The sequence below is a fragment of the Burkholderia sp. AU16482 genome (genome assembly GCF_002223285.1).
In the GTDB taxonomy this organism is placed as follows: domain Bacteria; phylum Pseudomonadota; class Gammaproteobacteria; order Burkholderiales; family Burkholderiaceae; genus Burkholderia; species Burkholderia semiarida.
In genome coordinates this window covers 1,541,041-1,566,306 of the sequence record NZ_NKEY01000003.1, presented here as the reverse complement: position 1 = coordinate 1,566,306, position 25,266 = coordinate 1,541,041, and the positions used below count along the sequence as shown (strand labels likewise).

General features: G+C 63.5%; 23 protein-coding genes. 11 read left to right on the top strand and 12 right to left on the bottom strand.

From position 1 onward, the window contains the following. Positions 1–2: 2 nt before the first annotated feature. From CFB35_RS09780 to CFB35_RS09760, 5 genes are all read left to right on the top strand, one after another. Entirely contained in the window at positions 3–497 is a 495-nt protein-coding gene (locus CFB35_RS09780) for a glycoside hydrolase family protein (protein ID WP_089464869.1), read from the top strand. Then, positions 494–988 carry a DUF2514 family protein gene (locus CFB35_RS09775; protein WP_089464868.1) on the top strand — a complete coding sequence of 165 codons (495 nt, stop codon included), beginning with the start codon at positions 494–496 and terminating at the stop codon, positions 986–988. The genes CFB35_RS09780 and CFB35_RS09775 overlap by 4 nt, the downstream gene beginning before the upstream one ends. A 170-nt stretch (positions 989–1,158) precedes the next feature. Further along, positions 1,159–1,947, top strand: a complete 789-nt coding sequence (locus CFB35_RS09770; protein WP_089464867.1) for a DNA adenine methylase — start codon at positions 1,159–1,161, stop codon at positions 1,945–1,947. Positions 1,948–2,269: 322 nt separating this feature from the next. Next, positions 2,270–2,692, top strand: coding sequence for a TadE/TadG family type IV pilus assembly protein (locus CFB35_RS09765; protein ID WP_256939971.1), 423 nt, complete (start codon positions 2,270–2,272; stop codon positions 2,690–2,692). A 10-nt stretch (positions 2,693–2,702) separates the two neighbouring features. Further along, entirely contained in the window at positions 2,703–3,908 is a 1,206-nt protein-coding gene (locus CFB35_RS09760; protein WP_089464865.1) for a pilus assembly protein TadG-related protein, read from the top strand. Positions 3,909–4,506: 598 nt separating this feature from the next. On the opposite strand, the gene CFB35_RS09755 is transcribed toward CFB35_RS09760, so the two are convergent. The 6 genes from CFB35_RS09755 to CFB35_RS09730 form a co-directional block, all read right to left on the bottom strand. Next, complete coding sequence (locus CFB35_RS09755) at positions 4,507–5,946, bottom strand: sigma-54 dependent transcriptional regulator (RefSeq protein ID WP_089464864.1); 1,440 nt, start codon at positions 5,944–5,946, stop codon at positions 4,507–4,509. Positions 5,947–5,948: 2 nt separating this feature from the next. Beyond that, positions 5,949–6,533 carry a hypothetical protein gene (locus CFB35_RS09750; protein WP_089464863.1) on the bottom strand — a complete coding sequence of 195 codons (585 nt, stop codon included), beginning with the start codon at positions 6,531–6,533 and terminating at the stop codon, positions 5,949–5,951. 148 nt (positions 6,534–6,681) lie between these two features. After that, positions 6,682–8,208, bottom strand: coding sequence for a chemotaxis protein CheA (locus tag CFB35_RS09745; RefSeq protein ID WP_089464862.1), 1,527 nt, complete (start codon positions 8,206–8,208; stop codon positions 6,682–6,684). Between the two features lie 44 nt (positions 8,209–8,252). After that, positions 8,253–8,534: a hypothetical protein gene (locus tag CFB35_RS09740; protein WP_089464861.1), complete on the bottom strand. Its 282-nt coding sequence runs from the start codon at positions 8,532–8,534 to the stop codon at positions 8,253–8,255. Positions 8,535–8,606: 72 nt separating this feature from the next. After that, entirely contained in the window at positions 8,607–9,197 is a 591-nt protein-coding gene (locus CFB35_RS09735) for a hypothetical protein (protein ID WP_089464860.1), read from the bottom strand. Between the two features lie 112 nt (positions 9,198–9,309). Next, a complete protein-coding gene (locus CFB35_RS09730) occupies positions 9,310–9,633 on the bottom strand; it encodes a hypothetical protein (RefSeq protein WP_089464993.1) in 324 nt (107 codons plus the stop codon). Between the two features lie 1,853 nt (positions 9,634–11,486). On the opposite strand from CFB35_RS09730, the gene CFB35_RS09725 reads away from it, so the two are divergent. Further along, positions 11,487–12,551, top strand: a complete 1,065-nt coding sequence (locus CFB35_RS09725; protein WP_089464859.1) for a pilus assembly protein TadG-related protein — start codon at positions 11,487–11,489, stop codon at positions 12,549–12,551. A gap of 494 nt (positions 12,552–13,045) precedes the next feature. Here CFB35_RS09725 and CFB35_RS09720 read toward each other — a convergent pair whose 3' ends face one another. From CFB35_RS09720 to CFB35_RS09705, 4 genes are all read right to left on the bottom strand, one after another. Next, on the bottom strand, positions 13,046–13,276 hold the full coding sequence (locus CFB35_RS09720) for a hypothetical protein (protein ID WP_059585171.1): 231 nt from the start codon (positions 13,274–13,276) through the stop codon (positions 13,046–13,048). Positions 13,277–13,388: 112 nt separating this feature from the next. Continuing rightward, positions 13,389–14,498 (bottom strand): class II histone deacetylase, encoded by a 1,110-nt coding sequence (locus tag CFB35_RS09715; RefSeq protein ID WP_089464858.1) that lies wholly within the window; start codon positions 14,496–14,498, stop codon positions 13,389–13,391. Between the two features lie 14 nt (positions 14,499–14,512). Further along, positions 14,513–15,721, bottom strand: a complete 1,209-nt coding sequence (locus CFB35_RS09710; protein WP_089464857.1) for an MFS transporter — start codon at positions 15,719–15,721, stop codon at positions 14,513–14,515. Positions 15,722–15,742: 21 nt separating this feature from the next. Next, entirely contained in the window at positions 15,743–16,789 is a 1,047-nt protein-coding gene (locus tag CFB35_RS09705) for a porin (protein WP_089464856.1), read from the bottom strand. A gap of 302 nt (positions 16,790–17,091) precedes the next feature. Here CFB35_RS09705 and CFB35_RS09695 point away from each other — a divergent pair, with 302 nt between their 5' ends. Both CFB35_RS09695 and CFB35_RS09690 read left to right on the top strand, forming a co-directional pair. Beyond that, complete coding sequence (locus CFB35_RS09695) at positions 17,092–18,246, top strand: LuxR C-terminal-related transcriptional regulator (protein ID WP_089464855.1); 1,155 nt, start codon at positions 17,092–17,094, stop codon at positions 18,244–18,246. A gap of 109 nt (positions 18,247–18,355) precedes the next feature. After that, positions 18,356–19,354 (top strand): 2-dehydropantoate 2-reductase, encoded by a 999-nt coding sequence (locus CFB35_RS09690; RefSeq protein ID WP_089464854.1) that lies wholly within the window; start codon positions 18,356–18,358, stop codon positions 19,352–19,354. Positions 19,355–19,537: 183 nt separating this feature from the next. Here the strand turns inward: CFB35_RS09690 and CFB35_RS09685 are convergent, their stop codons facing one another. Both CFB35_RS09685 and CFB35_RS09680 read right to left on the bottom strand, forming a co-directional pair. Then, complete coding sequence (locus CFB35_RS09685) at positions 19,538–19,987, bottom strand: MarR family winged helix-turn-helix transcriptional regulator (RefSeq protein ID WP_089464853.1); 450 nt, start codon at positions 19,985–19,987, stop codon at positions 19,538–19,540. Positions 19,988–20,049: 62 nt separating this feature from the next. Continuing rightward, positions 20,050–21,195 carry a glycerate kinase gene (locus CFB35_RS09680; RefSeq protein ID WP_089464852.1) on the bottom strand — a complete coding sequence of 382 codons (1,146 nt, stop codon included), beginning with the start codon at positions 21,193–21,195 and terminating at the stop codon, positions 20,050–20,052. A 382-nt stretch (positions 21,196–21,577) separates the two neighbouring features. On the opposite strand from CFB35_RS09680, the gene tig reads away from it, so the two are divergent. The 3 genes from tig to clpX all read left to right on the top strand — a co-directional run bounded on the left by tig (position 21,578) and on the right by clpX (position 25,154). Then, entirely contained in the window at positions 21,578–22,924 is a 1,347-nt protein-coding gene (gene tig / locus CFB35_RS09675; RefSeq protein WP_059585179.1) for a trigger factor, read from the top strand. Between the two features lie 140 nt (positions 22,925–23,064). Beyond that, positions 23,065–23,718 (top strand): ATP-dependent Clp endopeptidase proteolytic subunit ClpP, encoded by a 654-nt coding sequence (gene clpP / locus CFB35_RS09670; protein ID WP_006496351.1) that lies wholly within the window; start codon positions 23,065–23,067, stop codon positions 23,716–23,718. A 164-nt stretch (positions 23,719–23,882) separates the two neighbouring features. After that, positions 23,883–25,154 carry an ATP-dependent Clp protease ATP-binding subunit ClpX gene (clpX, locus tag CFB35_RS09665; protein WP_006489345.1) on the top strand — a complete coding sequence of 424 codons (1,272 nt, stop codon included), beginning with the start codon at positions 23,883–23,885 and terminating at the stop codon, positions 25,152–25,154. Positions 25,155–25,266: the final 112 nt, after the last annotated feature.

Sequence of the window (25,266 nt, the reverse complement as noted above, 5' to 3'; positions counted from 1 at the left end):
CGATGGCACGCATCAGTGTTACCGCTGCCGGCGGATGGAATCGCGTCGCGTTTCTCGACATGATCGCCGTGAGCGAGATTGGCTCCGATCTGCTGGCTAAGTCGGACGACGGCTACAACGTGCTCGTCGGCTCGACGCCGTCGCGGCCGCTACTGTTCGCCGGCTATGCGACGCATCCGAACGTGCTCAACCGGCAGATCCCGGTGCCTTCGACGGCTGCCGGCCGCTATCAGATCCTCGCGCGGTGGTGGCGGATCTATCAGGCGCAGATGAAGCTGCCCGACTTTGCTCCGATCTCGCAAGACCGGTATGCGCTGCAGCAGCTGCGCGAGCACGGCGCACTGCCGTTGATCGACGCCGGCCGGTTCCGTGAGGCGGTGGCGAAGGTGTCGAACGTATGGGCGAGTCTGCCGGGGGCCGGGTACGGCCAGCACGAAAACAGGATCGAACATTTGCAGGCCGCGTACCGCGCGGCAGGCGGGGAGGTGGTCGCATGACGTGGTTCGACCCGCGTATCTGGCTGCTCGTCGTTGCCGGCGTCATCGCTGGAGCGGCGTGTGGGTATCTGAAGGGGCACCGTGATGCGGACCAGTCGGCCACGGTCGCCGATCAGGCTCGGCAGATCGACGATCTGCGGGCCGAACGTGATGAATATAGCCGCCGGCTGGTGGCACAAGAGGAGATCGCAACCGATGCTGCGAAAGAACGTGATCAGGCACGCGCTGATGCTGCTGTTGCCGACGACGTTGCTGACGGCCTGCGTAAGCAAGTCGTCGCACTCATTGCCGACGCTCGACGTGCCGGCGCTGCGGCCGGAAGCTCGGCAACCGGCGACGGCCTCGATCTGCTTGCCGACCTGTTCGGCCGGGCTGACGAGCGCGCGGGAGAGCTGGCGAAGATCGCTGACGAGCGGGGCATCGCCGGCCAGCAATGCGAGCGCAGTTACGACGCGTTGATCGGCAACACGCAGCCCAATTCGCCGCGGTAACGCGGCAATCGAGGCGCAGCGGCCTCGAGAGAAACAGGGCGACCGAAGGGCGTGCGGCAACACGCTCCCCGGTCGCCTTTCCACTGAGCGTGCCAGTGAATCGGCCAAGGCCCTGCTACCTACCGGTAGGCGGGCCGGATTCTACACCAAGTTTAAAAACGGCTTTCACAATGGCAAATCCCATCATTCCTTGGATCGGCGGCAAGCGCCGCCTTGCAGACCACCTCATCCCGCGTTTCCCGGCGCACGACTGTTACGTCGAGGTATTCGCAGGTGGGGCGGCGCTCTACTTTCTGCGACCGCCTGCCAAGGTCGAAGTCATCAACGACGTCAACGGGGAGCTGATCAACCTGTACCGCGTCGTGCAGCATCACCTGGAGGAGTTTGTGCGCCAGTTCAAATGGGCGCTGACGAGCCGGCAGGTGTTCGAGTGGCTCAAACAGACGGTCCCGGAAACGCTCACCGATATCCAGCGTGCCGCGCGGTTCTACTACCTGCAGAAAAGTAGCTTTGGGGCGAAGCTGGAAGGGCAGACGTTCGGCACGGCGACGACAACTCCGCCCGGCCTGAACCTGCTGCGCATCGAAGAGGAGCTGTCAGCGGCGCATCTTCGGCTCGCAAACACATTCGTGGAGCGTCTCGATTGGGCTGCGTGCATCGATCGATACGATCGGCCGCATACGCTGTTCTATCTCGACCCGCCGTATCACGAGACAGAGGGGTACGGCGTGGCGTTTCCGTTCGCGGAATACGAGAAGATGGCCGAGCGGCTGCGCACGCTGAAAGGCCGTGCGATTGTCAGCCTGAACGACCATCCCGACATTCGGCGCGTGTTTGACGGGTTCCAAATCGAGACTGTACCAATTCACTACACGGTTGGAGGCGGCAAGGGTGTCGAGCGCAACGAACTGATCATCTTTAGCTGGGATGACGCGGCGCAGCCAACAGGGCTCTTCTGACGGAAGACGCTGAAGGCTCTTCCACGTTTCAGGGCTGCATCATTCATGTCAAATCATCCCGCCCTGCCGGGGCACTGGCATGCCGGGTCCAGTGGAAAGGGCGAGAAATCGGAGTTCCATGCTTCACGTCTGAAACATTTTCCTCTCCAGCTCACGGCTCCATGCGCATGATGCTGGCCGGTCGCCACTCTTTGCGGGGCGGCTGGCCAGATGGCGCGCATTTTGCATAGGCCATGACGTCGCATTGATGACCGGCGACCGACCGAAACATATCGGAGCATGTAAGCCGCTGCGCACCTCTTATTCACGGGGAAGAAGTGCCATGAAACGAAAACACTGGAAAAGGCAACGGGGCGTTGCGGCCGTAGAGTTCGCATTGGTCCTTCCGCTGCTGCTGTTGATATTGTTCGGCATCGTTGAGTTCGGGCTTGTGATGTTCGACCAGGCCGTCATCACAAACGCGAGTCGAGAAGGTGCACGAGCGGGGATCGTTCTCAAGACGCCAAAAGCGACGATTACAGAAATTCAGAACGTCGCCCTCAACTATTGCAACAGTCACCTCATCACACTCGGCAGTGCGTCGACTCCTACTGTTACCGTGCCATCGGGGCAGGGTGGCGGTTTCGGCACACCGCTGACCGTGACGGTCACATACAAATTTAATGGGCTGGCTTTAGGCTCGATGTTCAATCCGATAAGCAAGCTGTTGACCTTAACGGCGACGACTGTCATGAACAACGAATGAGGAATTGCTCATGAATCGCGATCGCAGACGTTGTGCTGTTGTGCGTTGCTCTCCGCGGACGACGCCTCACGCTGGCCTCGCATCGAAGCGTCGTCAGAAGCAGAGGGGTGCGGTTGCGATAATCGTCGCACTCTTAATGACGATTTTGCTGGGCTTTGCAGCTCTCGCAATCGATATCGGTTATCTGTTTGTCGTTCGAAACGAGCTTCAGAATGCGGCCGATGCCGCTGCGCTGGCGGGCGCCCCATGTCTGTATCCGCGCGCGCAGTGTAGTAATCAGACCGCTCACGCTCCAGATTGGGCGACGGCACAAGCGCAGACTGTGCAGGGTGTGTCGCTTAACAAGTCGTCGAATAAAACGCTGACCGGCTATACGACCGATGTCTCTTACGGATACTGGGACGTTACCGGGAGCGTTCATGGCCTGCAAAGTTCGATGCCGGCTTCGCCGGCTGTGGGTATGCCTGCGGTGCAAGTAGTTGTCACTCGGTCGGCAACGAAGAATGGCGGCGTACCGACGTTTCTCGCAACGATTTGGGGTACCAAGTCCGTTTCCGAAAGCGCCGTGGCTGTAGCGGTCGTCTCGAATCCCGGAAACGTTGGATCCGGAGCGATGTTTCCGGTCGCGATTACAAAATGCATGTACGACCAGTATTGGGATTCGACGAACGGAAAACCCAAGACCGCGACGGCCACGACACCTCCCGGCCCCGGCCAGCCAAATCAAACGGTGGGGAAGCCTTACACATTTTATGTGACCTCGTCTTACCACGCTGGTGCGTGCGAGGCAGGACAATGGACGACATTCGATACAACCGCTAACGACGTGCCTACGGTCCGCAATTTGATATCCAATGGAAATCCTGACCCGGCATCGATCGGATCACCGAGCGGTGTCTGCTCGACCTCGGATGCAACGTGTACCTATATCCAGCCTGGCACGAAGACGACCCTGTACACGTCGGTGAACGACTGTAGCGCAGCGGGCAATAAGACCTGCGAATATGTCCTCGTTCCGGTCGTTCAGGACCTGGCGACAACGTCATACGAGCGGATTCTTGCGTTCGCGTGTGTCCACATTGATGGTGCCAGCGGCGGCAGTTCGAAATATATCCAGATGGAGATGACGAACAATCCCGACAAATGTCAGGCGTCAGGGGCGGGTGGTATTGGGCCCTACTATGGAGCGCTTACGCCCGCGCGGTTAGTCCAATAAAGAGGAGGCGCGCATTGACCGGTACGTCAGCCTCTGACCGTCTTCACAGTGTCATCTTGGAGAAAGGCGGACGTTTGAGGAAGGTCGGGCTCGCGGTAGCGTGAGGAAGAGTGCAGGCGGTCGATGTGGGACTATCGGTAACCAAAATTGCCACGCGTCGCTGGAGACTCGAACAGGCCGACAAGCGTCCCGCACACTCCAATGTCCTGCATTCGGACGCTGACGTTGAGGGTGCTCGGTACATCATCGAGATATAGCGTTTCGAGCCTACGGAACGGTAAGCTGACCGCCTGTTAAGGATGTAAAGTGGTCCTCCGACATCCTCTCCGTGTTCGGTCTTATCTCGAGAGGAGGAGGCTGAGCGCGGCTTTCTTGTTCTCCGGCCTGTGTCCGCTAATTTCCAGTGCGCCGCTGGCCCTATAGTTGCAATCGAAGCTTATCTCTGCAACCGTCGGATCGCATGCGGCCATGGTCGCTCGTTGGGGCTATAGTGTAGAACCGTCGCACACGGAATCAGGCTGCTGGTGGAAGCCTGCGAGGTCGCTCGTTCACTGGAGCGAGCTTCCCCTCGGTTGCAGGAAAAGCGCCGGGCGCGCCATCACTGAAGTCCGTGCGCAACCATCAATCGGTATAGCGTCGTACGCGAGATACCCAGTTCAGCAGCGACGTCGGTGTGTTGATGCGGATGACGTGCCAGAGCCTCCTCGATGGCACGTCGTTCTGCTTGCTTGCGTGCGTCGGCAAGCGTTGGCGGACGGTGCGAGGTATACGGCGTCAGCTCCAAGTCAGCCGCTGAGATCATTGGACCATTCGTCATGACGACGGCAAACCGGATTCTGTTTATCAGCTCGCGCACGTTACCCGGCCAAGCATATTGGTGAATCGCTTCGATAGCACAGGGTGTGAAGCCAAGGATCCGCGTCGAGCTTTCACAACGATAGCGCCGCAGTGTGTAGTCGGCGAGCAACATGATGTCGCGGCCGCGTTTGCGGAGTGGGGGTTCGTCGATGCGAAGCACGCACAGACGGTAGTACAGATCCGCCCGAAACCGGCCTTCTTGTACCGCAGCCTCAAGGTCGACATGGGTAGCGGATATGATGCGCGCATCTATCGGTATCGAAACCCGGCCGCCGAGCCGCTCAATCTTACCGCCCTGCAGAAATCGGAGCAGGCTCGCCTGGCTCTCAAACGGCATGTCCCCGATCTCGTCGAGAAACAGGGTGCCGCCGTCGGCGGCCTCAACGCGTCCAACCTTGCGCTGATGGGCGCCTGTAAATGCGCCACGTTCGTTTCCGAATAGTTCGGCTTGAAGCAATGTTGATGGGATGGCCGCGCAATTCACCGCGATAAAAGGGCCATCTCCGCGCGATGAGTGTTGGTGGATTGCCGCTGCGGTCAGCTCTTTACCCGTGCCCGATTCACCTGAGATAAACACCGCCGCGTCCGTGCTCGCGACTTTGCGAATTGTCGCGAAGAGCCGGCGCATTTCATCGCACGCACCGATCATTTCATCGCTGGTCGGAGTGGTTTCCGTGGTGCCTTCGGTTTCGGACAATTTCAGCATGCCGTACGCATGGCCTGCGAGGTAGCCGATCGTCGACGACGCAGCAGTGTTGCGAACGTAATCGAAGCAGCATCGGCGGATCAAGCGTGCGAAGACGGGGTTCGTCAGCTGTTCGTCCTCCGCTAGTGCGACCCAGCCTACCCTCGGATCACGCAGGAGTGATTCGAGCGATGCAAAATCCGATGGCGCGAAGTCGCTGAAATTGATGACGCCCGCATGCAGACGGTTCGCTTTGATGAAATTTCGAGCTTCTGCAATGGTCTTTGCATGCCATACGTCCCATCCCCGCAAAGCCAGCGAATCGCTTAGCCCTACGTCATGGTGCCTAGAAACATAGACAAGCGGACGCAAGGGCGCGGCCATATTACGTCGTACGACGAAGAAGGGGGCGGGACCTTTGTCCGGCTCGTCCTTTGGACGAGCTGAGAGTCTGATCGAAGAGGGGGTCACGTTAGCCTCGTCCCGTGGGCACATCGTTAGCGACAGAAGACGACACGCTGGGTATAGATTTGCGGTTCTATGGCTGGCCGAGAAGAGCGCTCGACTATGGTGCGATAGCTGCGGTATGTTTTCCCGTTTACCGTCACCTCTTCCGCGTGCGCGATCTCGATCGAATTGAGCTCGTTGGTTTGCCAGTCGCTGACCATAGTCGACGCCGAGACGGCTGACTCACCGGCGATCTTCTGCGTGAGTGCGCTGCTGTCACTCCACGGTTGAGTCTGCATGTCGTCGGCGTGTTGGGTAGATCGACTGCCTTGAGTCGTCGGCGTCGGCCCCGCCTGCGCGACGAAGGGGGCACCGCGGCCATAAACTGGTGATTGCCAAGACGGCGCGTGGCCTGCCTGGGGCACCATATATACCACCTGTGGATCGCCGACCATCATCATCGGAACACATGCTGTATTGTCGGGACGGCCCAGCGTAGTGAGTGCCTGTTGGACGCTCACTGCATTTGCTGCTGTTTGCTCGTTCAGAATGACAAACACCGCGGGATTCTGGAAAACTGTCTGCGCAGCGGCCTGTGCCCCATACAGCAACAGGGCGCTCAAAAAGATCCTCATGATTGAGGCCTCCTCGCATCCCCGGCAAGCAAAAAGAGGTGTTGGACTCGGGGAAGGAACCAACACCCGTCAAACTTTGACCGTGCCGCAGAGCTCGACGTCTTTCACGCGGCCGGATGCCGACCGCGCGAAAGGTGGGTTCGATCGCTTACGACGACGTGCTTGTCGAGATGGCCGCTGGAGCCGGCATCGCAGGAGCGGCCTGCTGGTCGGCCGGGGCCGGGGCGACAGCCGGTATCTCGGCGGACGGCGCGACTTGTAATGCGTTGTCGGTTGCCGGCGCGGGTTCCGGGGTCTTCTCGGCAACCGCCGGTACAGGCTCCTCTGCCTTGCTAGCTTCGGCCGGGGCGGGTTCCTGAATCTTGTCGGCGACAGGCGATGCGGGCTCCGCTGGCTTCTCGGCGACGACCGGCGCAGCAGGCTCCGGTGCCTTGTCGGCAACCGTAGGCGCGGGTTCCGATGCCTTCTCGGCAACGACAGGCGCAGGCTCCGGTGCCTTCTCCGCGACGACCGGTGCAGCAGGCTCCGGTGCCTTGTCGGCAACCGCAGGCGCGGGCTCCGATGCCTTCTCGGCGACGACCGGCGCAGCAGGCTCCGGTGCCTTCTCGACAACCGCTGCCGCAGGCTCCGATGCCTTCTCCGCAACGACCGGCGCAGCAGGCTCCGGCGCCTTGTCGGCAACCGCCGGCGCAGCGACGATCGCGGCCGGTGCAACGGCCGGCGCGGCACTCGTCGCCGGCACCACCGCAGCGGCCTGCGACGCCTTCACCGCCGCCGCTTGTGTAGCGGCCGGCACGGCACTGACCGCAGGTGCAGCGATCGCCGGCGCGGCCATCGGCACGGGCACAGGCACCGGCGCCGCCTGAACCGCGGCCGTCGCGACCGGCCGCGCCTGCGCGGGTGCTGGCGCAGCGCCGTCGAGCGGCGGCAGGCCCATGCGGCTGCGCACGATCGGATCGCGATACTTCACGTCGTCGGCGACGGTCGCTTCGGCGGACGGCGCAACATTCGAACGCGCAAGCGGCGCAGTCGTACCCGGGCACAGATGCCCGGTCGCTTCCACCGCGCGCCGGTTCGCATCGCTCTGACACAGCAGCGCCAGCGCGACGTCGGTCAACCCCATCGCGCGGAATTCGCGCGCATCGAGACGGCGCACGCACGCCTGGTCGACCAGGGTCGTGCCGCCGGTCGCGCCGAACCCCGGAAACGACACGCCGACGCTCACCGAACCCATGCAGGTATCGGACAGCGTCGTCGTGAGGCCGGGCGCCTGGATTGCCGGGTTCGTCTTGATCGTCTGCGTGCCCGAATAGTTGACGTTTTCCGACATCTGGGTGTTGTAAGGGTTCGTGCCGGGCGAGCCAGCCGACTGGAGCGAACTCACGCTCTGTGGCGTCGCGCTCGAGCCGCCGCTCGCGGAGGACGGCATCGTCACGTTGACCTGCACGCTCGAATTGCCGCTGCCGCGTACACCGCTCGTGCTGGCGCTGCTGGCGTTGCCGCCGCGCGAACTCGTGACGTTCGTGTTCATGCTGGAGCCGCCGCCCTGGCTGATCGCCGTCGACGACGTCGAGGACTGCGCGCTTGAAGTCGAGTCGGCGGTCTGCGCGTGGGCACCGATTGTGGTCATCGCGAACATAGCCGCACACGCCACCCTGATCTTGTTGCTGTTCATATCATTCTCCGGACGAGGTTAAACCTCCGACCCAGGCAACCGTACTAATTCCCCTGAATTGCTTCAGTTTTTCCTGCTTCCCCGAACTGCTTCCAGCCGTTACCCAGCTGGGACCATGGGCCGTTCGCGATCCCCTGTTGCTGCCGAGATTCGGGGCCGGCGATGGCATTGCCCGACGAAAGCGATTGTTGTTCTGACGGTTTGGTTGTCTGAGCAGGATTGTTTGACGTCTGCAAATTCGATTGCACGTCGTCGGCAGCACGGTCAGCGCCATACGCCGTCAGAGACGCGAGCATCAGAGCGGCGGCAATCAGGTTCTGCTTCATGCCAACTCCTTACATGACAACTAGGTGAGGCAAGAGACCAGCGTCGCTGTGAAACTGGTCCCCCACACCTGACTAATGACTGCTCCCGGTTGCGCTCGAACTGCCTTGGCTTCCGCCCGACGCAGACGGCGAGCCGGCCGGACCGGTACTCCATACGGTCGACGAGTTGTAGTGATTCGAACCCGTGATTGCGCCTGACCCACCACTACTGGTCAGTCCGGCGGCACCCGCGTTGGCATTGCCCTGGTCGTTCGCACCCGTTGCCGTGTAGTGGTTCGCGCCCAATACGATCGTGGCAGTCACCCCTCCCGACAGCGCATTCGCGTTCTCATTCGTTTTGCTGTTTCCACCGAACGAGCCTGCGGCACCGATACCGCCGCCTGCTGCAAACGCGCCTCCGTTCGCGCCCGAACCGCTGGCGGTCGAAGTCGAGTTGTGAAAGGCGGATGCCGTGCCAGTGGAACCAGTGGGCGCCACGGTACTTCCTGCGCTCGCGCCCGCGACCGAATTCGAATTGCTCGTATAGCTGCCGGAGCCGACTAGCGCCGAACCAGATACACCCGCTGCAACGGATTGCGTCTGGTTTGTCGTGGACGGACCGGTGGCCAGTACGGCCGACGAAAGGGCGGTGAGCGCTGTCGCTAAAATAACTTTGGCTTTCATAACAATTCCTTGCGGTGAGGAAGTTCGGTGGCAACGTCGCCGGGCCTGTCCTTTCGGAACGAAGCCCGGCGTCCTCTGCCACCAGCCAGTGACAAACGCTACGCGCCGCGGCTTAGTGGTGATGCGTCCAGCCCATCGAGCCGGCGTTCGCGCCGCTGGAGCCGCTGGCCTGTGCCCCGCCGTAGCCGAAGCCGCCGACCGACGACGTTTGAGTGTGGTTCGTGTACGAGATCGAGCCGCTGCCGTAGCCACCGGCCATTGCGCCGGCGGCCCCGAGTGCCGAGCCCGAATCGGTGGCGGTGAAGTGGCCGAACCCGACAACACCGGCCGACGTGGCCCCGCCACTCGACGAGTTGCTGCTCGACACCGTACCGCTCCCGGCAAACGCTGCACCCGAAACCGCCAGAACTGCTGCTGCAATCAGAAGCTTCTTCATGGTCGACTCCATAACGGCGTGGAGGAAAATAGAGCAAGGAAGATCGCACGCCTTCGATCCGCCTGCCATGAGCAATCCCGATGCTTAAGGATTACCGTTTAATAAATTTCCTATAACGACATCACTTGCAAATTTGTTTGATCCAATTTTTTGTCAGGCGAAGTGTAGATTAAAGTTTTTTAGTCATCCGAACTTTCTTTGTAGGTGTTTTCTCTGAATTTTATGAATATTGGAAAATATTTTTTGAAAAAATAGCCGCCGTTCAAATAGATGTAAATCTATTCGGGTTAATGGGGCTCGTCGCCAATCTGGGCTACCGATGATGCGCTGGTGTATTCCCTGAATTCGGCGATTGCGCAGAATTTATGTGGCGCACAATGTCGTCTTTGTCGAACGCTAGCGTTGAACGAGCTTCAGTAGGGCTGCGTCGCCGCCAGCGACATCGATTCTCCCTGAGCATTCGAATGAGCATGCCGCGATAATCGTGATTAGGGCGATCGTTTAACTCGGGCGCCGTCGGTATTCGCGTGCCGTAATGGAAACAGGTTGGCACACTGGTCGGCGAATGTGCCCCATGCCGCCGGTTAAGGGCGGCAGATGCCATCTGAGTACCCTGAGAGAAGGGGGGTATCCCTCGCAGAGAATCGCCGTATGCAGCGACAATCGCCCCAGCGTGCGCTGCGTGATGCCGAAGAATCGGCGCGTCCGAGCTCGCGGAAGTGGCACTACAATGCGCGCCCTTCCGCGAAGTTGCCAACTAGCCCTTTGTTGCGCGAATGCGCGGAGCAAACTGCCACAGATGGTCTTCATCGCTGTTCCCCGACTGCTTATTGACGAGTTGGTCGCCTGTAACATTGTGGTGCGTCATGTCGACTGCTCGTCGGTGTTTAGAGTAAGGCAAGCACCATGCCATGTGCCATACGACCGACATTTGCCGGAGAACCTCCGCAGTTGTGGTGTGCGAAGTCGTCGTTTTTGTTTCAGATGTGTATCGACGCCCCGGCTCGCATCTGCCAGACTACAGAAAGCAATGCACCTGACGGCTGTCACGATTCGAGAACCTGGCCCACGAAAGCGCTGTCGGAATGCGCAGGAAGCTCGAATCGTGATGCGGAGGTCACGTCAAAGGCCTGAGACGCATCAGGCGCGCGGGCCAAGGGCGTGATGGGAAGAGGCATCGTTCGGACAGCGACGGTTGCTAACTTCGCACTAGCCTCGCGCCAATGATTCAGCCGTGAAACGAATGTAAAGGGCACGTGATTCCATATTGGTCGGCCGGAATTTTTTTCCGCAACTTACGCCGAGAGGTTTGCGATGTCACGTTGTTCGTTTGAATTCGTCAATGTTCGTCAGCGCGTGTATGAGTGGACCATTGTCACTGTGCGGGCGGATGATTCCTCATCGTTGGGCGACAAGCGATCGAGTGACGTCCCAAAGTAACTTTTTGTCGGATCCCGCAACGCGCAGTTCATGAAATTTTGCCGCTTCGTGATATTTCTGAAGTCGAATGGTTGAGGGGGGGTAACGCTCGTTTCCGCAAATGTCTGGACGACATACGCTGCAGGTGTGCATTCCCCAAATGCACAGGTGATTGGCCTTCTTTGAGCCCGCCACGTACGGGCTTTTTTTGTAGCTTTCGCGGCTCGATTACGAGTTGAAAACTCTGACAAATTGCGCTATACCGTAACGCGGGGGAACATCGCGTTGCGCGGGTGTGGCCCTCGGCCCGACGGCGCTATGCGAATTTGATCAGGTGCCGGTTCGGCCGTGCTCGCACAATGCAACGCGAGCCACATGGTCAGCTGTTCGATTCTTATTGTCGGGATACAGTAGGACGACACTAGGTTGCTGATATGCGATGTACGGCACATCGACTGCGAAATTCGGCTGCTTTGGGCGGGCACAGGGGTGATCGGCGACAAGGCGGCTCCGTTGCATTGTTCTTCCTCTTATTCCTGATACCGCTGCTGTCCTTCGGTGCGTTGGCGATTGATGTCGCGTGGATCGGAGTGGTGAAGAACGAATTACAGAACGCCGCCGACGCGGCAGCGCTTGCGGGCGCATCGAAGCTGACTACCACGGGCGGAGCAACGATGAATTGGTCGCAGGCCACGCTGGCTGCGAACAATGCCATCGCACTAAATCGGGCGGCAGGGGCCGCACTGGCGACGGGAACGGTGACTGCGGGCTATTGGAATCTGACGCGAAACCCGTATGGCATGCAGTCGACGTCCATTTCACCCGGCGTCTACGATACACCTGCCGTGCAAGTCACTGTCTCGCGCACGACCAACGTCAATGGTGGCCAGATTCCGTTGCTCCTTGGGCGTCTGCTTGGCATTCCCGGCGCGTCAGGAAGTGCGACCGCCGTGGCCGTTGTGACGTCACCGGGGACCATCGGCGCAGGAGGAGTTTTCCCGATCGCAGTGGATCAATGCATTTACAGTTTGTACTGGAATGCGGCAGCGAATCGGCCACTCCTGAATCCGCTCACGGGGCAGCCCTATGAAATCTTGATAACAAACGGGCAATTGTATGGAGCGTCATGCATTGCCGGCACGTGGACTTCGTTCTTGACCAATTCCAATGATGTGTCCACCTTAGCCGGCCTTATGCAGACCGGAAATCCTGAGCCGCTCAGTATCGGCGACAACATCTATCTTGTTCCCGGCACGAAAACAGCACTCTATGGTGACGTTCCGGTCGGCGCGACGGTAGTTATGCCTGTCGTCGCGCAAAGCGCGACCAAGTCGTATGTTCCAATCGTTGCATTTGCAGCGTTCCAAATTGACGCGTCAGTAGGTGGAAGTGGGAAGTATGTTCTTGGTCACTTCGTCGCGGGCTACAAGTCAAGTGCCGCTGTGAGCGGCAGCGGCCCGAACTATGGTGTCTATGGTTCTCCGAAGCTTGCGTTGTAACGCAGGCTGCAAATATGCCGAAGGTTGTTCCAAGTATGTCGCCATCCGGCTTTGGATGGCAGGCGTACATAGTGCCCGGTGAACTACTGGTCTGTGCGTGACTGCATCATCGGTGATCGGTCTATTCGATTCCTGTCACTAGAATCTCGCACGGCAGACCAAAGCAACTTGGAGCCGACAGCAGGAAATTTTTCGCGATCTACGCATTTTTTACGCATAACGTCGCGTTATCGGCGTTGAGAAAGGGAATTGGAGTCCGGCCTCACGCACCAGAAGTCGAACGTGTCCCGTCACGGGCCGTTCGCGAAAAAGCGCTGCCGGTCGGCTGACCGCAGCGCTTTTTTGTTGATGGCCCTCAGCCGGGATGATGCCGTTCGCGCAGGCACGGTAAATCGGCGATGTGTAATATGACGCAACCATTCAGAGCGCTGCGTCGTTCGACAAGCAAGCGCCGCGCGTCGTCCGAGCGCGCCGCTTCGTCGTTTCCGCCACGCCTATTCCCAGAAGCTGCGGATCGCGACGGCCACGATCACCGGCACCGAGAACACCAGCGGAATCGCGAAATACTGCGCTTCGCGATCGACGACCCAGCTATAGATCACCCACGCCGCACCGATCGCGAACGTGATCAGGCCGACCGTCACGGCGGCGATGTTCAGGGCCAGCTTCGACGGCTGGCGGCGCGTTTTGGTGTTGTCGTCGTGATCGCGCGGGGACGATTTCATCGGAAGAGTGCGGCCTCGTGCCGGAACAAGGGTAAAGGCACAGGAAACCCCATCCGCGCGGATCGTGCAAGGGCCGGCGCGGGCCGGCCCTTGCCACGTCCGTTCCCGCCCGTTACAACCCGAACGACGCGGCCAGTTCGTCGAGCAGTTCGCGCTGAAACGCGACGAACCGTTCGCCCGGCTGCTGCGCGATCGCGAGATCGAGCATCGGATCGGCGACCTCGGTGCGAATGCCGGCCAGTTCCTCGATGATCGCGAGCCCGCAGAACGGCACGTACGCCTCCGAATAGCCGCCTTCGTGAACGATCACGAGCCGCCCGCCGCAATGACGCTGCGCGGCGTCCTTCACCGCGCGGGTCATGAACCGGTAGCTGTCGGTATGCAGTTGCATGCGCGCGAGCGGATCGACCGCGCTCGCGTCGAGGCCGCTCGCGACGACGATCAGCTCGGGGCGAAAACGGGCGAGCGCCGGCAGCACGATCCGATCGAATGCATACCGGTAGGCATCGTCGCCGCTGCCCGCGAGCAGCGGCACGTTCAGGTTCGAGCCGATGCCCGCGCCTTCGCCTCGGTCGTCCGCGCCGCTGTAGCCGGGCGGAAAGCAGCGATCCTGGTGCAGCGAGATCGTCAACGTATCCGGATCGTCGTAGTAGATCGACTGCGTGCCGTTGCCGTGATGCACGTCCCAGTCGATCACCGCGACGCGCTCGATGCCGTGCTTCGCGCGCGCGGCCTCGATCGCGATCGGGATGTTCGCGAGCAGGCAGAAGCCCATCGGGCGGTCGCGCAGGCAGTGATGGCCGGGCGGACGCGACAGCGAGAATGCATTCGCCGCGCGCTCGCCGACGACCGCGTCGACCGCCGCGATCGCGAGGCCGGCCGACAGCGCGGCGATCTCGTAGCTGCCCTTGCCGAATGGCGCGAGATCGCCGAGGTCGCCGCCGCTCGCGTCGCTCAGCGCGCGGAACGCGTCGAGATAGTGCGCCGGGTGAATGCGCAGCAGGTCGGCTGTCGTCGCGGGTGCCGCGCCGCGCAGGTCGAGCCGGGCGGCCAGCCCCGACGCCTGCACGAGCGACAGGAGGCGGCGCTTCGAATCGGGCGATTCCGCGTAGCCCGCGCTCGACGGCGGCTGGACCCAGCCGCCGACCGGGAGGAACAGCGCGTGCGTGCCGCCGGTGTGCCAGAAAGTGCGTTCGTCGGTGAAGAAGGCAGTGCGATTCATGGGTGCTTGACCTGTCACGGTTGGGAGGAAACGGAGGGGCGCGCGCGGCGATCGATGTGGCGCAGCGCGGCGAACGACGCGATCGCGACGGCCGTCGCGGCCACGAACAGCGCGCGCATCGTGCCGCCGGCGTCGAGCATCAGGCCGGCCAGCAGCGGGCCCGCGGCGAGCCCCGCGCCGATCACGAAGTTGAGCGTCGCGACGAGCCGCCCAGACGTGTCGATCTGCGCGACCGTCGCGAGAATGAACGGCAGCACGAAGGTCCATGCGAACTTGAACGCGAAGATCGCCGCGCTGTAGCTGCCGCCGTGGCGCATCGCGGCGAGCGCGACGAGCGATGCCGCGAGCAGCGCGTAGCCGGCCGCGAGCATCGCGCGCCGCGCGAGCCGGCCGCCCGCGCACGATGCGAGCGCCGCGCCGGCGATGCCCATCACGCTCGCGATCGCGAGCACGTTGCCGGTCGACTGCGGATCGAGCCCGGCCTCGGCCGCCGCGCGGCTCGCGAACGTCCATACGCTGCCGATCGCGAGATAGAACGTCAGCACCGCGCCGATGGCGAGCACCACGAAGCTTCGGGGCGTCTGGGGCGCGTCGCCGTGCGCGGTGCGCGCGGATGCCGTTCGCATGCCGAGCGACGACGGAAACCCGCGCGACAGCGGCGCCGCGAGCAGCGCGAGCACGGCGAGCGCGACGTACAGCGCGCGCAGCCCGAACGCGGCGAACACGTGCGGCAGCACGAACAGGCCGATCGCGCCCGCGATCAACTGGCCGACGACCCACAGGCCGTACACGCGGTCGCTGTTTCCGCTCGTCGCGGCGCTCGTCATGCAGAGCACCATCAGCGAGCCGCCGCCGAGCGCGGTGACGGCGCGCAGCGCGAGCAGCGCGGCAAAACCGGGCATCCACAGCGCGGTCAGCAGGTTGCCCGTGCCAAACAGCGCGATGGCGAACGCGGCGACGCGGCGCGCGTCGACCCGGCCGAGCCACAGGTACGACGGCACGGTCGCGAGGCTGAACGCGCCGAGTTCGACGAAGAAGTAGGTGCCGATCTGCGATGCGGTCAAGCCGAGCTGCGTCGCGAGCTGGCCGGCGACGGCGGGCGCCACGAGCAGCAACAGCGGCGTGATGGCCGCGAACACGACGAGCGCGACGAGCGTCGAGCGTGCGAACGTCGACGCGCGGCCGTCGGGCGAGCGGGCGGCATCCGGGGACAGGATTTTCATGGCGGGATCTCGTCGAGGGAATCAGAACAGGTGGTACATGCCGACCATCGCGCCGAACTGCGACGCGCCGGCAAGCGGTGTCGGGTCGTATTCGTAGACGGTCTGCGAGCTTTGCCCGCCGTTGCGCGCATAGCCGAGGTTCACGTAGGCGACGGTGCGTTTGGACAGCGCGTACGTGGTACTCGCGATGAACAGCGTCGGGTGGCCGATCGCCGGCGTGCGCGAATCGGTGTGGTAGACGCCGGCGTTCAGGCCGATCCCGTTCGACATCAGGTAACGCGCACCGCCCCACACGATCGTGCGCGCCGCGTCGAGGTCGCCGGTCAGGCGTTCGACGCCCGCATGGACGGTGAGCGGCAGCGTCGCGAACGCATAGCGTGCGGCGAGCGTGCCGAGTTCGCGGCGCCGCGCGGATGCGTCGCCGGCCGCCGATACGTCGCCGTGCGCCTGGTGCAGCACCGCGCCGACCGACAGGCCGTTGCTCGTGTACTGGCCGCCGAGCTCGAGCACGCGGCCGGCGCGCGTATTGCCGGCGACGCCGGAGGTCGCGGCGAGCACCTCGATGTCGAAGCCGGCAAAGGTCGGCGACTGGTATTTGACCGAGTGGTCGATGAAGTTCGCGTTCATCGGCACGAGCACGCCCTGGCCGCTGTACGACCCATACCAGAGCGGGTCGTAGAACAGCGTCTTGTCGAACAGCACGCTGAACTGGCGGCCGAGCGTGACGGTGCCGACCGGCCCCGCGATCCCCACGTATGCGCCGCGAAAGAACGCATAGCCGGGCACGGTCGCGGTGCCATCGTTGAGGTCGAGGCCCTGTTCGAGCTTGAACAGCGCACGCCAGCCGCCGCCGAGATCCTCGTGGCCCTTGATCCCGATCTGCGAAGGCAGGATGCCGTAGTTTTGCAATCGCACGGCCGAGTGATGTCCGTCGGCGTGCGTCAGGTACTGCACGCCGGCGTCGAGCGCGCCGTACAGCGTGAGGGCGGACTGCGCGTGCGCGGCGCCGCCGCATGCGGCGAGCGTCGCGGCGGCCGCGGCCATGCGGATGAAGCGGGGTGTCGTCACGTGGGGTTCTCCATACCGTGCTGCATCGATTTGTCGTTGGTATCGTCGCGACGCAGTGTCCGTAGCGGGAAAACCTTCGAACAGTCGTCCAGATGAACGGTGCGGAAAACCCGCGGTGCCCCGCATGAACGCCGTGCGATGCCGGCGCGCGCGGTGCTGCGCAGCAGCAATGCGCGGTGCACCGTTCAAATGGATGGGGTTGACGAGCGTTCCGGCACCGTGGCCCGCCAAAAAAGCGGCTCGCTATAATCGGCCGGTGTCGTTGCGCACATCAGCAGCCCGACCGGGCAGGAGAGCGGAAAGTGAGGATCACGACGGATATCGGGCAGGACCTCGACGCGCTGCGCGACGTGCCGGCCGCCATCGTGCTCGACGAATTCGCGTGGCCGACGCGGCCGTCCCGGCGCGCCGATTTCGACGGCGTCACGCGTGGCGACGCGCCGCAGCGCGAACTCGGCCTGATGCTGCTCGACCTGTACGCGGTGGCCGCGCAGTCCGCCATCGGCGAATTCGAGTACCGGTTCTTTTCGCTGCTGCAGGCCCTCATTCCGTTCGATGCCGCGTGGACGGGCGTCGCGACCCACGTGCCGACCGGCCCCGTGATGCACAACAGCTTTTTGTACCGGTTGCCGCACGCGTTCTTCACCGACTGGAAGCGTGTGCGCGATTGCGATCCGCTCGCGCACCGCACGCTGCACGGCGCGCACGGTCGCGCGGTGCGGCTGACGGTCATCGAGCCGGGGCTCGATGCACGATTTCGCGATTGGTGCGTGAAGTACGGGCTCGCGCAACTGATGTTCGTCTGTACGATCGATCGCCGCTTCGGCCTGACGACGTTCGTGTCGATTTACCGCCAGGGCCTGAATCGGCCGTTCGGCGACAACGACGCACATCGTTTCGAGGAACTCATTCCGCACCTCGCGGCGGCGTTGACGATCAATCGCGCCGCGCAGCTCACGCGCGAACGCGAGCGCGCCGACACGGTCGCCCCGGCCGCGAGAGCGTTGTGCGACAACTTCGGCGTGCTGCACCATGCCGACCCCGGTTTCGACGACGTGCTGCGCGCCGAGTGGCCGGCCTGGGCGGGCCCGCGCGTGCCGGAGGCGCTCGTCGCGCACCTGCGACGCCAGTCGGGCCAGCCGTTCGTCGGCGACGCGCTGCGCATCCAGTGCGTGCCCGTCGCGGGGTTGTTCCAGATCGAGGCACGGCCGCGCTCGCTGCTCGACCGGCTCAGCCCGCGCGAGCTCGCGGCGATCCGCTATTACGGTGCCGGGCGCTCGCACAAGGAAGTCGCGCAGCAGATGGCGATCTCGCCGACGACCGTGCGCCATTACCTGCGCTGCGCGTACCGCAAGCTCGGCATGCACGACAAGAGCCAGATCGCCGGCGTGCTCGGTGCGACGACGAGCGGTACGGCCGACGACGAGGCGATGGAAGCCGGCGGCATGCCGCGCTGACGCGCACGCATGACCGGGTGCCGCGGGGAGCGCCCGGCGTTGTCGGAATGGTTGTGCCCGCAACTATTGAGCGTTATGCTCGTCTGCTCTCGGAAGACGGAATCCCATCATGAACGACACGAATTCAGGGTCGGTGCGCGCGGCGGTGGTCGGGGTCGGCGCGATCGGCGGATTGCTCGCGGCCGCGTTGTCCAGAGCCGGCATGACCGTGAGCGCGTACGCACGCGGCGCGACGCTCGATGCGCTGAATACGCACGGCGTGCGCGTGATCGACGAGGCGGGCGCAACGTCGTCGGTGCCGGTGCGGGCAAGCGACGATGCGGCCGCACTCGGCGTGCAGGACTACGTGGTGATCGCGCTGAAGGCGCAGGCGCTGCCGGCGCTGGCCGCGCGCATTGCGCCGCTGGTCGGGCCCGACACCGTGATCGTCGCGGCGATGAACGGGTTGCCGTGGTGGTTCACGCACGGGCTCGAAGGAGCGCTCGACGGCGTGCCGCTCGAGGCGGTCGATCCGGCCGGTGCGGTGTCGGCGGCATTGCCGCCCGCGCGGGCGATCGGCTGCGTCGTGCACCTGTCGTCGAGTACCGACGCGCCGGGCGTCGTGCGGCGCGGGCGCGGCAACCGGCTGATCGTGGGCACCCCCGATCCGCGGCTCGACGTGCCCACGGCGCGGTTCGCCGCGGCACTCTCGGCCGGCGGTTTCGACGTCGAGTCGACGCCCGCGATCCGGACCGAGATCTGGACGAAGCTCTGGGGCAACATGAACATGAACCCGCTGAGCGCGTTGACCGGTTCAACGGCCGAGCAGTTGCTCGATGATCCGTTCACGCAGGATCTGGCGTTGCGGATGATGGAGGAGGCGGCCGCGATCGGCGCGAAGCTCGGCCTGTCCACCGGGATGAGCGGTCCCGAGCGGATCGCGGTCACGCGCAAGCTCGGCGCGTTCAAGACGTCGATGCTGCAGGATTTCGAAGCGGGGCGCCCGCTCGAGATCGGGCCGATTCTCGGCGTGTTTCCGGAACTCGGTCGCAAGCTTGGCGTGCCGACCCCGTACTGCGACGCAGTGCTCGGATTGTTGCGTCAGCGCGCGACGAACAGCGGGTTGTAGTGTGCGCCAGGCCGGCGCGAATGCGCGGCTGCCGGCAACGCGCGCTTCGCGCGAGATCGCCGCATGATGCAAAACCGGCCGCCCGGATCGCGTGTGACGCGACCCGCGCGGCCAGTCTGATTCATCGGATCAATGCGGCCCGCGGCAAGCGGCCGTCCGGCGATGCCGGGGCCGACGCGACGCTCAGTCGTCGCGTTCGACTGCGTGCGCGACGACCTTGTCGAGCAGCCGCTCGAACGTCTGACGTTCGCTGTCAGACAGGCATGCGAGCAAGCCGTCGTTCCACTTGCGCACGATCGGCATGATCTTGCGATACAGCGCGCGGCCGTCGGCAGTCAGCGCGATCAGCACGATCCGGCCGTCCTCCTCGCTCGCGCCGCGCTCGAGCAGCCCCTGGCGCAGCAGCGCTTCGGCCGCGCGGCTCGCCTGGCTCTTGTCGAGATTGGTGTGGCGTGCGAGATCCATGATCGAGAACGGACCGAACGCGCCGACGGCGGCGATCACGCGCGCCTCGGGCAGCGAAATGTCGAGCTTGTGCCGGTACACCTCGCCGATTCCGCGGTCGGAGTGCTTCGTGAGCACATGGAGGCAATAGGTCAGAAACTGATCGAGCCCGGCTTGGCGGCCTTTCATGTCGAATCCTGAAGAAAAAGGGCGGGCCCGATTGTTCCTGTATCGCGCGCTCGGGTCAACGGTCAGTGTGCGCCGTACTTCAGCCGTGTCAACTGTTCTGCTTCGTTCGCGAGCAGATTCGCCGCATCGCGGATCGCGACGTCGAGCGTGATCGGCCCGGGAGCGGGCGAGAAGCAGCCGGAGAAATGCTCGGACAGGCGCGGCAGCGCGGCCGGATCGACCGCGCCCGACAGCAGCGACGCCGGGACGCCGGCGGCCCGCGCGTGCCGGCACGCGATGAACGGCGCCTTGCCGTGCAGCGTCTGCACGTCGGAGCGGCCTTCGCCGGTGATCAGCCAGTCGGCGCCGGCCAGTGCGGCGTCGAGCCCGACCTGGCGCGCGACCACTTCGGCGCCTGCCTCGAAGCGTGCGCCGAGCATGTGCAGCGCGAAACCGAGGCCGCCCGCGGCGCCCGCGCCCGGCAGATCGCGGCCGCCGCGGTCGAGCGCGGCCTCGAGCAGATCGGCGAAGCGGGCAAGGGCGGCATCGAGGGTCGCGACCTGCGTTGCCGTCACGCCCTTTTGCGGACCGAACACCACGGTGGCGCCATGCGCGCCCGTCAGCGGGTTGTCGACGTCGGACATGCCGATGAATTCGGTTTCCTTCAGCCGCGGATCGAGCCCCGACGCGTCGATGCGCGCGACGTCGGCGAGCCGCGACGGCACCGGCTCGACCGGCTGGCCATTCGCGTCGAGGCACTGCAGGCCAAGGCCCGCGAGGAGCCCCGCGCCCGCGTCGTTGGTGCTGCTGCCGCCGAGCGCGACGAAGAAGCGGCGCACGCCTTCGTCGAGCAGCAGGCGGATCGCTTCGCCCATCCCGCGCGTGCTGCGCGCATCGACCGGCACGCTCATGCCGACCGGGTCGGTGATGCCGACGATCTCCGCCGTCTCGACGATCGCGGTTCGCGCGTCGATCACGCCGACCGCCGCATCGCGCGCCGCGAGCGACGCGCCGGCCACCCGCAGCGTGCGCCGCGTACCGCCGCCCGCCAGCATCGCGTCGAGCGTGCCTTCGCCGCCGTCGGCCATCGGGCAGCAGCGCACGACGGCGTCGGGCCGGGCACGGCGAATGCCGGTGGCGATCGCGTCCGCGACCTGCTCGGCGGAAAGCGAGCCTTTGAACGAATCGGGCGCGATGACGACGACAGGCGCGGACGGGCGGTGCGGCATGGTGTCTCCGAAAGGCGTGATTGGTATGAAGGTCGGGCCACGACGGTGGCTCGCACGTTATCGGAGCTTACAGGATGACGGGGCCGGGGAGGATACGCCGTTCGGCATAGCGGCGATCCGCGTGCAGGGGCGTGCGACGGGCCGCAGACAGGGCCGGGACAACCTGTGTCGCGCCGATCTGGCGGTATGAGGAAAATTGTTTGCTAGAATAGTCGATTCTTCCGGCCAAAGCCGTGCTCCGAGCCGCTTGCGCTAGCCATCCGGCGCGTGCAGGGATGGCGTGGCGCCCCGGCGCGGCGTGTGAGTGTGCGCACCTCGCGCCGCAGGCAGGCACGGCAAGGAAAACCCGATTCGCTCGAATAATTTTAGGACGATTGAAGCCATGGCTAACGTTGTTGAGAACCTCGGCAAGCTTGAACGCCGTGTGACGATTTCTTTGCCGAAAGACACCGTGCAGAAGGAAATCGACGCCCGCATCCAGAAACTCGCGAAGAACGTGCGCATGCCGGGTTTCCGCCCGGGCAAGGTGCCGCTGAAGATGGTCGCGCAACAGTACGCGGGTCAGGTCGAGGCGGAAGTGCTGAGCGACAAGATCGGCCAGGAATTCTTCACGATCAGCCGCGCGGAAAACCTGCGCGTCGCCGGCCAGCCGAGCTTTGAGCCGAAGCAGGAGCAGGCCGAGGACGCATACGCGTTCGACGCGACGTTCGAGGTCTACCCGGAAGTGAAGATCGGCGATCTGGCGACGGCTGAAGTCGAGCGCTCGACCACGACGATCGGCGACGCCGAAATCGACCGCACGCTGGACATCCTGCGCAAGCAGCGCGTGCACTACCACGCACGCGGCGAAGCCGGCGAGCACGGTGACGGCGGCGCGGACACCGCGGCGAAGAACGGCGACCGCGTGACGGTCGACTTCGTCGGCAAGATCGACGACGTCGCGTTCCAGGGCGGCACGGCCGAAGATTTCCCGTTCGTGCTCGGCGAAGGCCGCATGCTGCCGGAATTCGAAACGGCGGCGCTCGGCCTGAAGGTCGGCGAACAGCGTACGTTCGACCTCAAGTTCCCGGACGACTACCACGGCAAGGACGTCGCCGGTAAAACGGCGCAGTTCACGGTCACGATGAAGAAGATCGAATGGCCGCACCTGCCGGAAATCGACGCGGAATTCGCGAAGTCGCTCGGCATCGAAGACGGCGATCTCACGAAGATGCGCGCCGAGATCAAGGAAAACCTCGAGCGCGAAGCGAAGCGCCGCACGCAGTCGATCGTCAAGAACCAGGTGATGGACGCGCTGCTGAAGATTTCCGAACTCGACGTGCCGAAGGCGCTGATCGAGCAGGACCAGCAACGTCTCGTCGAAATGGCTCGCCAGGATCTGGCGCAGCGCGGCGTGCCGAACGCGAAGGATGCACCGATCCCGGCCGAAATGTTCGCCGAGCAGGCCGAGCGCCGCGTGAAGCTGGGCCTCGTGCTGGCCGAGCTGGTGAAGGCGAACGGCCTGGAAGCGAAGCCGGAGCAGATCCGCGCGGAAGTCGACGAGTTCGCGAAGAGCTACGAAGACCCGAAGGAAGTGGTCCGCTGGTATTATTCCAACCAGCAGCGCCTCGCCGAGATGGAAGCGTTCGTCGTTGAAAGCAACGTCGTCGACTTCGTGCTGGGCAAGGCAAAGGTGACGGACAAGGAAGTGAGCTTCGAGGCACTCGCGAGCGCATCGGCGCAAGCGTAACTGTCGCTCTTGCGGCGTGCCGGCTGTCGGAGCGACGGCCCGCACGCCGTTTTTACGTCAAGCGCACGGTTGCCATTAATATGGCGATTGAGCGGGCGGCTTCCTTCCGTTCAATTTTCCAATCGAACAAGGTTCATTGAATGATCACTCGCGCTGAATTGCTGGACATGCTTGCTTCGAACGCGCCGCAGGGTTTCGAGGCGCAAGCGCTGGGGCTGGTGCCGATCGTCGTCGAAACGAGCGGCCGCGGCGAGCGTTCGTACGATATCTATTCGCGTCTCCTGAAGGAGCGCCTGGTGTTCATGGTCGGCGAAGTGAACGACCAGACCGCCAACCTCGTGGTCGCGCAATTGCTGTTCCTCGAGAGCGAGAATCCCGACAAGGACATCAGCCTCTACATCAACAGCCCGGGCGGCTCGGTGTCGGCCGGCATGGCGATCTACGACACGATGCAGTTCATCAAGCCGGACGTGTCGACCCTGTGCATGGGCCTCGCGGCCAGCATGGGCGCGTTCCTGCTCGCGTCGGGTGCGAAGGGCAAGCGCTTCGCGCTGCCGAATTCGCGCGTGATGATTCACCAGCCGCTCGGCGGCGCGCGCGGCCAGGCATCCGACATCGAGATCCAGGCACGCGAGATCCTCTACCTGAAGGAGCGGTTGAACAACCTGCTCGCGCAGCACACGGGCCAGGACGTCGAGCGCATCGCGCGCGACACCGACCGTGATAACTTCATGTCGAGCGAGGACGCGAAGGCGTACGGGCTGATCGATCAGGTGCTGCTGAAGCGCCCGTGAGCTTAAACGGGGTGCCGCCCCGATTCGGGCCGGCGCCCTCAAACGTCCCGAGTGCCCTGAGCATCTGCGGCAAGCGCATCCAGCCGGCTCCGGTCGCGCCCTAGGCGCGGCGTCCGGAGCAATCGGCGTATCATGTCATCTACCTGTCCGGAGGCTCTACATTCATGGCGGACAAAAAAGGTTCGAACAGCGAAAAGCTGTTGTATTGCTCGTTTTGCGGAAAGAGCCAGCATGAGGTGAAAAAACTCATTGCGGGCCCGTCGGTGTTCATCTGCGATGAATGTATCGACCTCTGCAACGAAATCATTCGCGACGAGGCGGCTGCCGCCGGCGTCGAGGCCAGCCTGTCCCGGTCGGATCTGCCGAGCCCGCAGGAAATTCGCGACATCCTCGATCAGTACGTGATCGGCCAGGAGCGCGCGAAGAAAATCCTCGCGGTGGCCGTGTACAACCACTACAAGCGCCTGAAGCACCTCGACAAGAAGGACGACGTCGAGCTGTCGAAGAGCAACATCCTGCTGATCGGCCCGACGGGCTCCGGCAAGACGCTGCTCGCTCAGACGCTCGCGCGGTTGCTCAACGTGCCGTTCGTGATCGCCGACGCGACGACGCTGACCGAAGCCGGCTACGTCGGCGAGGACGTCGAGAACATCATCCAGAAGCTGTTGCAGAATTGCAACTACGAGGTCGACAAGGCCCAGCGCGGGATCGTCTACATCGACGAAATCGACAAGATCAGCCGCAAGTCGGACAACCCGTCCATCACGCGCGACGTGTCGGGCGAGGGCGTCCAGCAGGCGCTGCTGAAGCTCGTCGAGGGCACGATGGCGTCGGTGCCGCCGCAAGGCGGCCGCAAGCACCCGAACCAGGATTTCATCCAGGTCGACACGACCAATATCCTGTTCATCTGCGGCGGCGCGTTCGACGGTCTCGAAAAGGTGATCACCGATCGTACCGAGAAAACCGGCATCGGCTTCGGCGCGACGGTCAAGAGCAAGCAGGAACGCGACGCGGGCGAGGTGCTGCGCGAAACGGAACCGGAAGACCTGATCAAATTCGGTCTGATCCCCGAATTGATCGGCCGCCTGCCGGTGGTCGCGACGCTCGGCAAGCTCGACGAAGCCGCGCTGATGAAGATCCTGGTCGAGCCGAAGAATGCGCTCGTCAAGCAGTATCACAAGCTGTTCGCAATGGAGCGCGTCGAGCTGGAAATCCGGCCGGGCGCGTTGCAGGCAGTCGCCCGCAAGGCGATCCGCCGCAAGACCGGCGCGCGCGGTTTGCGTTCGATCATCGAACAGGCGTTGCTCGACGTGATGTACGAGCTGCCGACGATGAAAGGGGTCAGCAAGGTCATCATCGACGAGAACGTCATCGATGGGGACGGCAAGCCCTTGCTGATCTACGAGGACACGCCGAAGGTGGCGGGTTCGAACTGACCGGCTTGCCGACGATGTTCATCGAAAAAGGCCGTTCATGAGTCCGTGGGCGGCTTTTTTTCGTTTATCTTGTGGGTAACTCTGACTCGACACGCGGTGGTTACTTTCTTAC

Bases quoted from the DNA above. Each gene is read 5' to 3' on its own strand.
- CFB35_RS09780 (WP_089464869.1), top strand. From the start codon at position 3: ATGGCACGCATCAGTGTTACCGCTGCCGGCGGATGGAATCGCGTCGCG.
- CFB35_RS09775 (WP_089464868.1), top strand. From the start codon at position 494: ATGACGTGGTTCGACCCGCGTATCTGGCTGCTCGTCGTTGCCGGCGTC.
- CFB35_RS09770 (WP_089464867.1), top strand. From the start codon at position 1,159: ATGGCAAATCCCATCATTCCTTGGATCGGCGGCAAGCGCCGCCTTGCA.
- CFB35_RS09765 (WP_256939971.1), top strand. From the start codon at position 2,270: ATGAAACGAAAACACTGGAAAAGGCAACGGGGCGTTGCGGCCGTAGAG.
- CFB35_RS09760 (WP_089464865.1), top strand. From the start codon at position 2,703: ATGAATCGCGATCGCAGACGTTGTGCTGTTGTGCGTTGCTCTCCGCGG.
- CFB35_RS09755 (WP_089464864.1), bottom strand. From the start codon at position 5,946: ATGTGCCCACGGGACGAGGCTAACGTGACCCCCTCTTCGATCAGACTC.
- CFB35_RS09750 (WP_089464863.1), bottom strand. From the start codon at position 6,533: ATGAGGATCTTTTTGAGCGCCCTGTTGCTGTATGGGGCACAGGCCGCT.
- CFB35_RS09745 (WP_089464862.1), bottom strand. From the start codon at position 8,208: ATGAACAGCAACAAGATCAGGGTGGCGTGTGCGGCTATGTTCGCGATG.
- CFB35_RS09740 (WP_089464861.1), bottom strand. From the start codon at position 8,534: ATGAAGCAGAACCTGATTGCCGCCGCTCTGATGCTCGCGTCTCTGACG.
- CFB35_RS09735 (WP_089464860.1), bottom strand. From the start codon at position 9,197: ATGAAAGCCAAAGTTATTTTAGCGACAGCGCTCACCGCCCTTTCGTCG.
- CFB35_RS09730 (WP_089464993.1), bottom strand. From the start codon at position 9,633: ATGAAGAAGCTTCTGATTGCAGCAGCAGTTCTGGCGGTTTCGGGTGCA.
- CFB35_RS09725 (WP_089464859.1), top strand. From the start codon at position 11,487: ATGCGATGTACGGCACATCGACTGCGAAATTCGGCTGCTTTGGGCGGG.
- CFB35_RS09720 (WP_059585171.1), bottom strand. From the start codon at position 13,276: ATGAAATCGTCCCCGCGCGATCACGACGACAACACCAAAACGCGCCGC.
- CFB35_RS09715 (WP_089464858.1), bottom strand. From the start codon at position 14,498: ATGAATCGCACTGCCTTCTTCACCGACGAACGCACTTTCTGGCACACC.
- CFB35_RS09710 (WP_089464857.1), bottom strand. From the start codon at position 15,721: ATGAAAATCCTGTCCCCGGATGCCGCCCGCTCGCCCGACGGCCGCGCG.
- CFB35_RS09690 (WP_089464854.1), top strand. From the start codon at position 18,356: ATGAACGACACGAATTCAGGGTCGGTGCGCGCGGCGGTGGTCGGGGTC.
- CFB35_RS09685 (WP_089464853.1), bottom strand. From the start codon at position 19,987: ATGAAAGGCCGCCAAGCCGGGCTCGATCAGTTTCTGACCTATTGCCTC.
- CFB35_RS09680 (WP_089464852.1), bottom strand. From the start codon at position 21,195: ATGCCGCACCGCCCGTCCGCGCCTGTCGTCGTCATCGCGCCCGATTCG.
- tig (WP_059585179.1), top strand. From the start codon at position 21,578: ATGGCTAACGTTGTTGAGAACCTCGGCAAGCTTGAACGCCGTGTGACG.
- clpP (WP_006496351.1), top strand. From the start codon at position 23,065: ATGATCACTCGCGCTGAATTGCTGGACATGCTTGCTTCGAACGCGCCG.
- clpX (WP_006489345.1), top strand. From the start codon at position 23,883: ATGGCGGACAAAAAAGGTTCGAACAGCGAAAAGCTGTTGTATTGCTCG.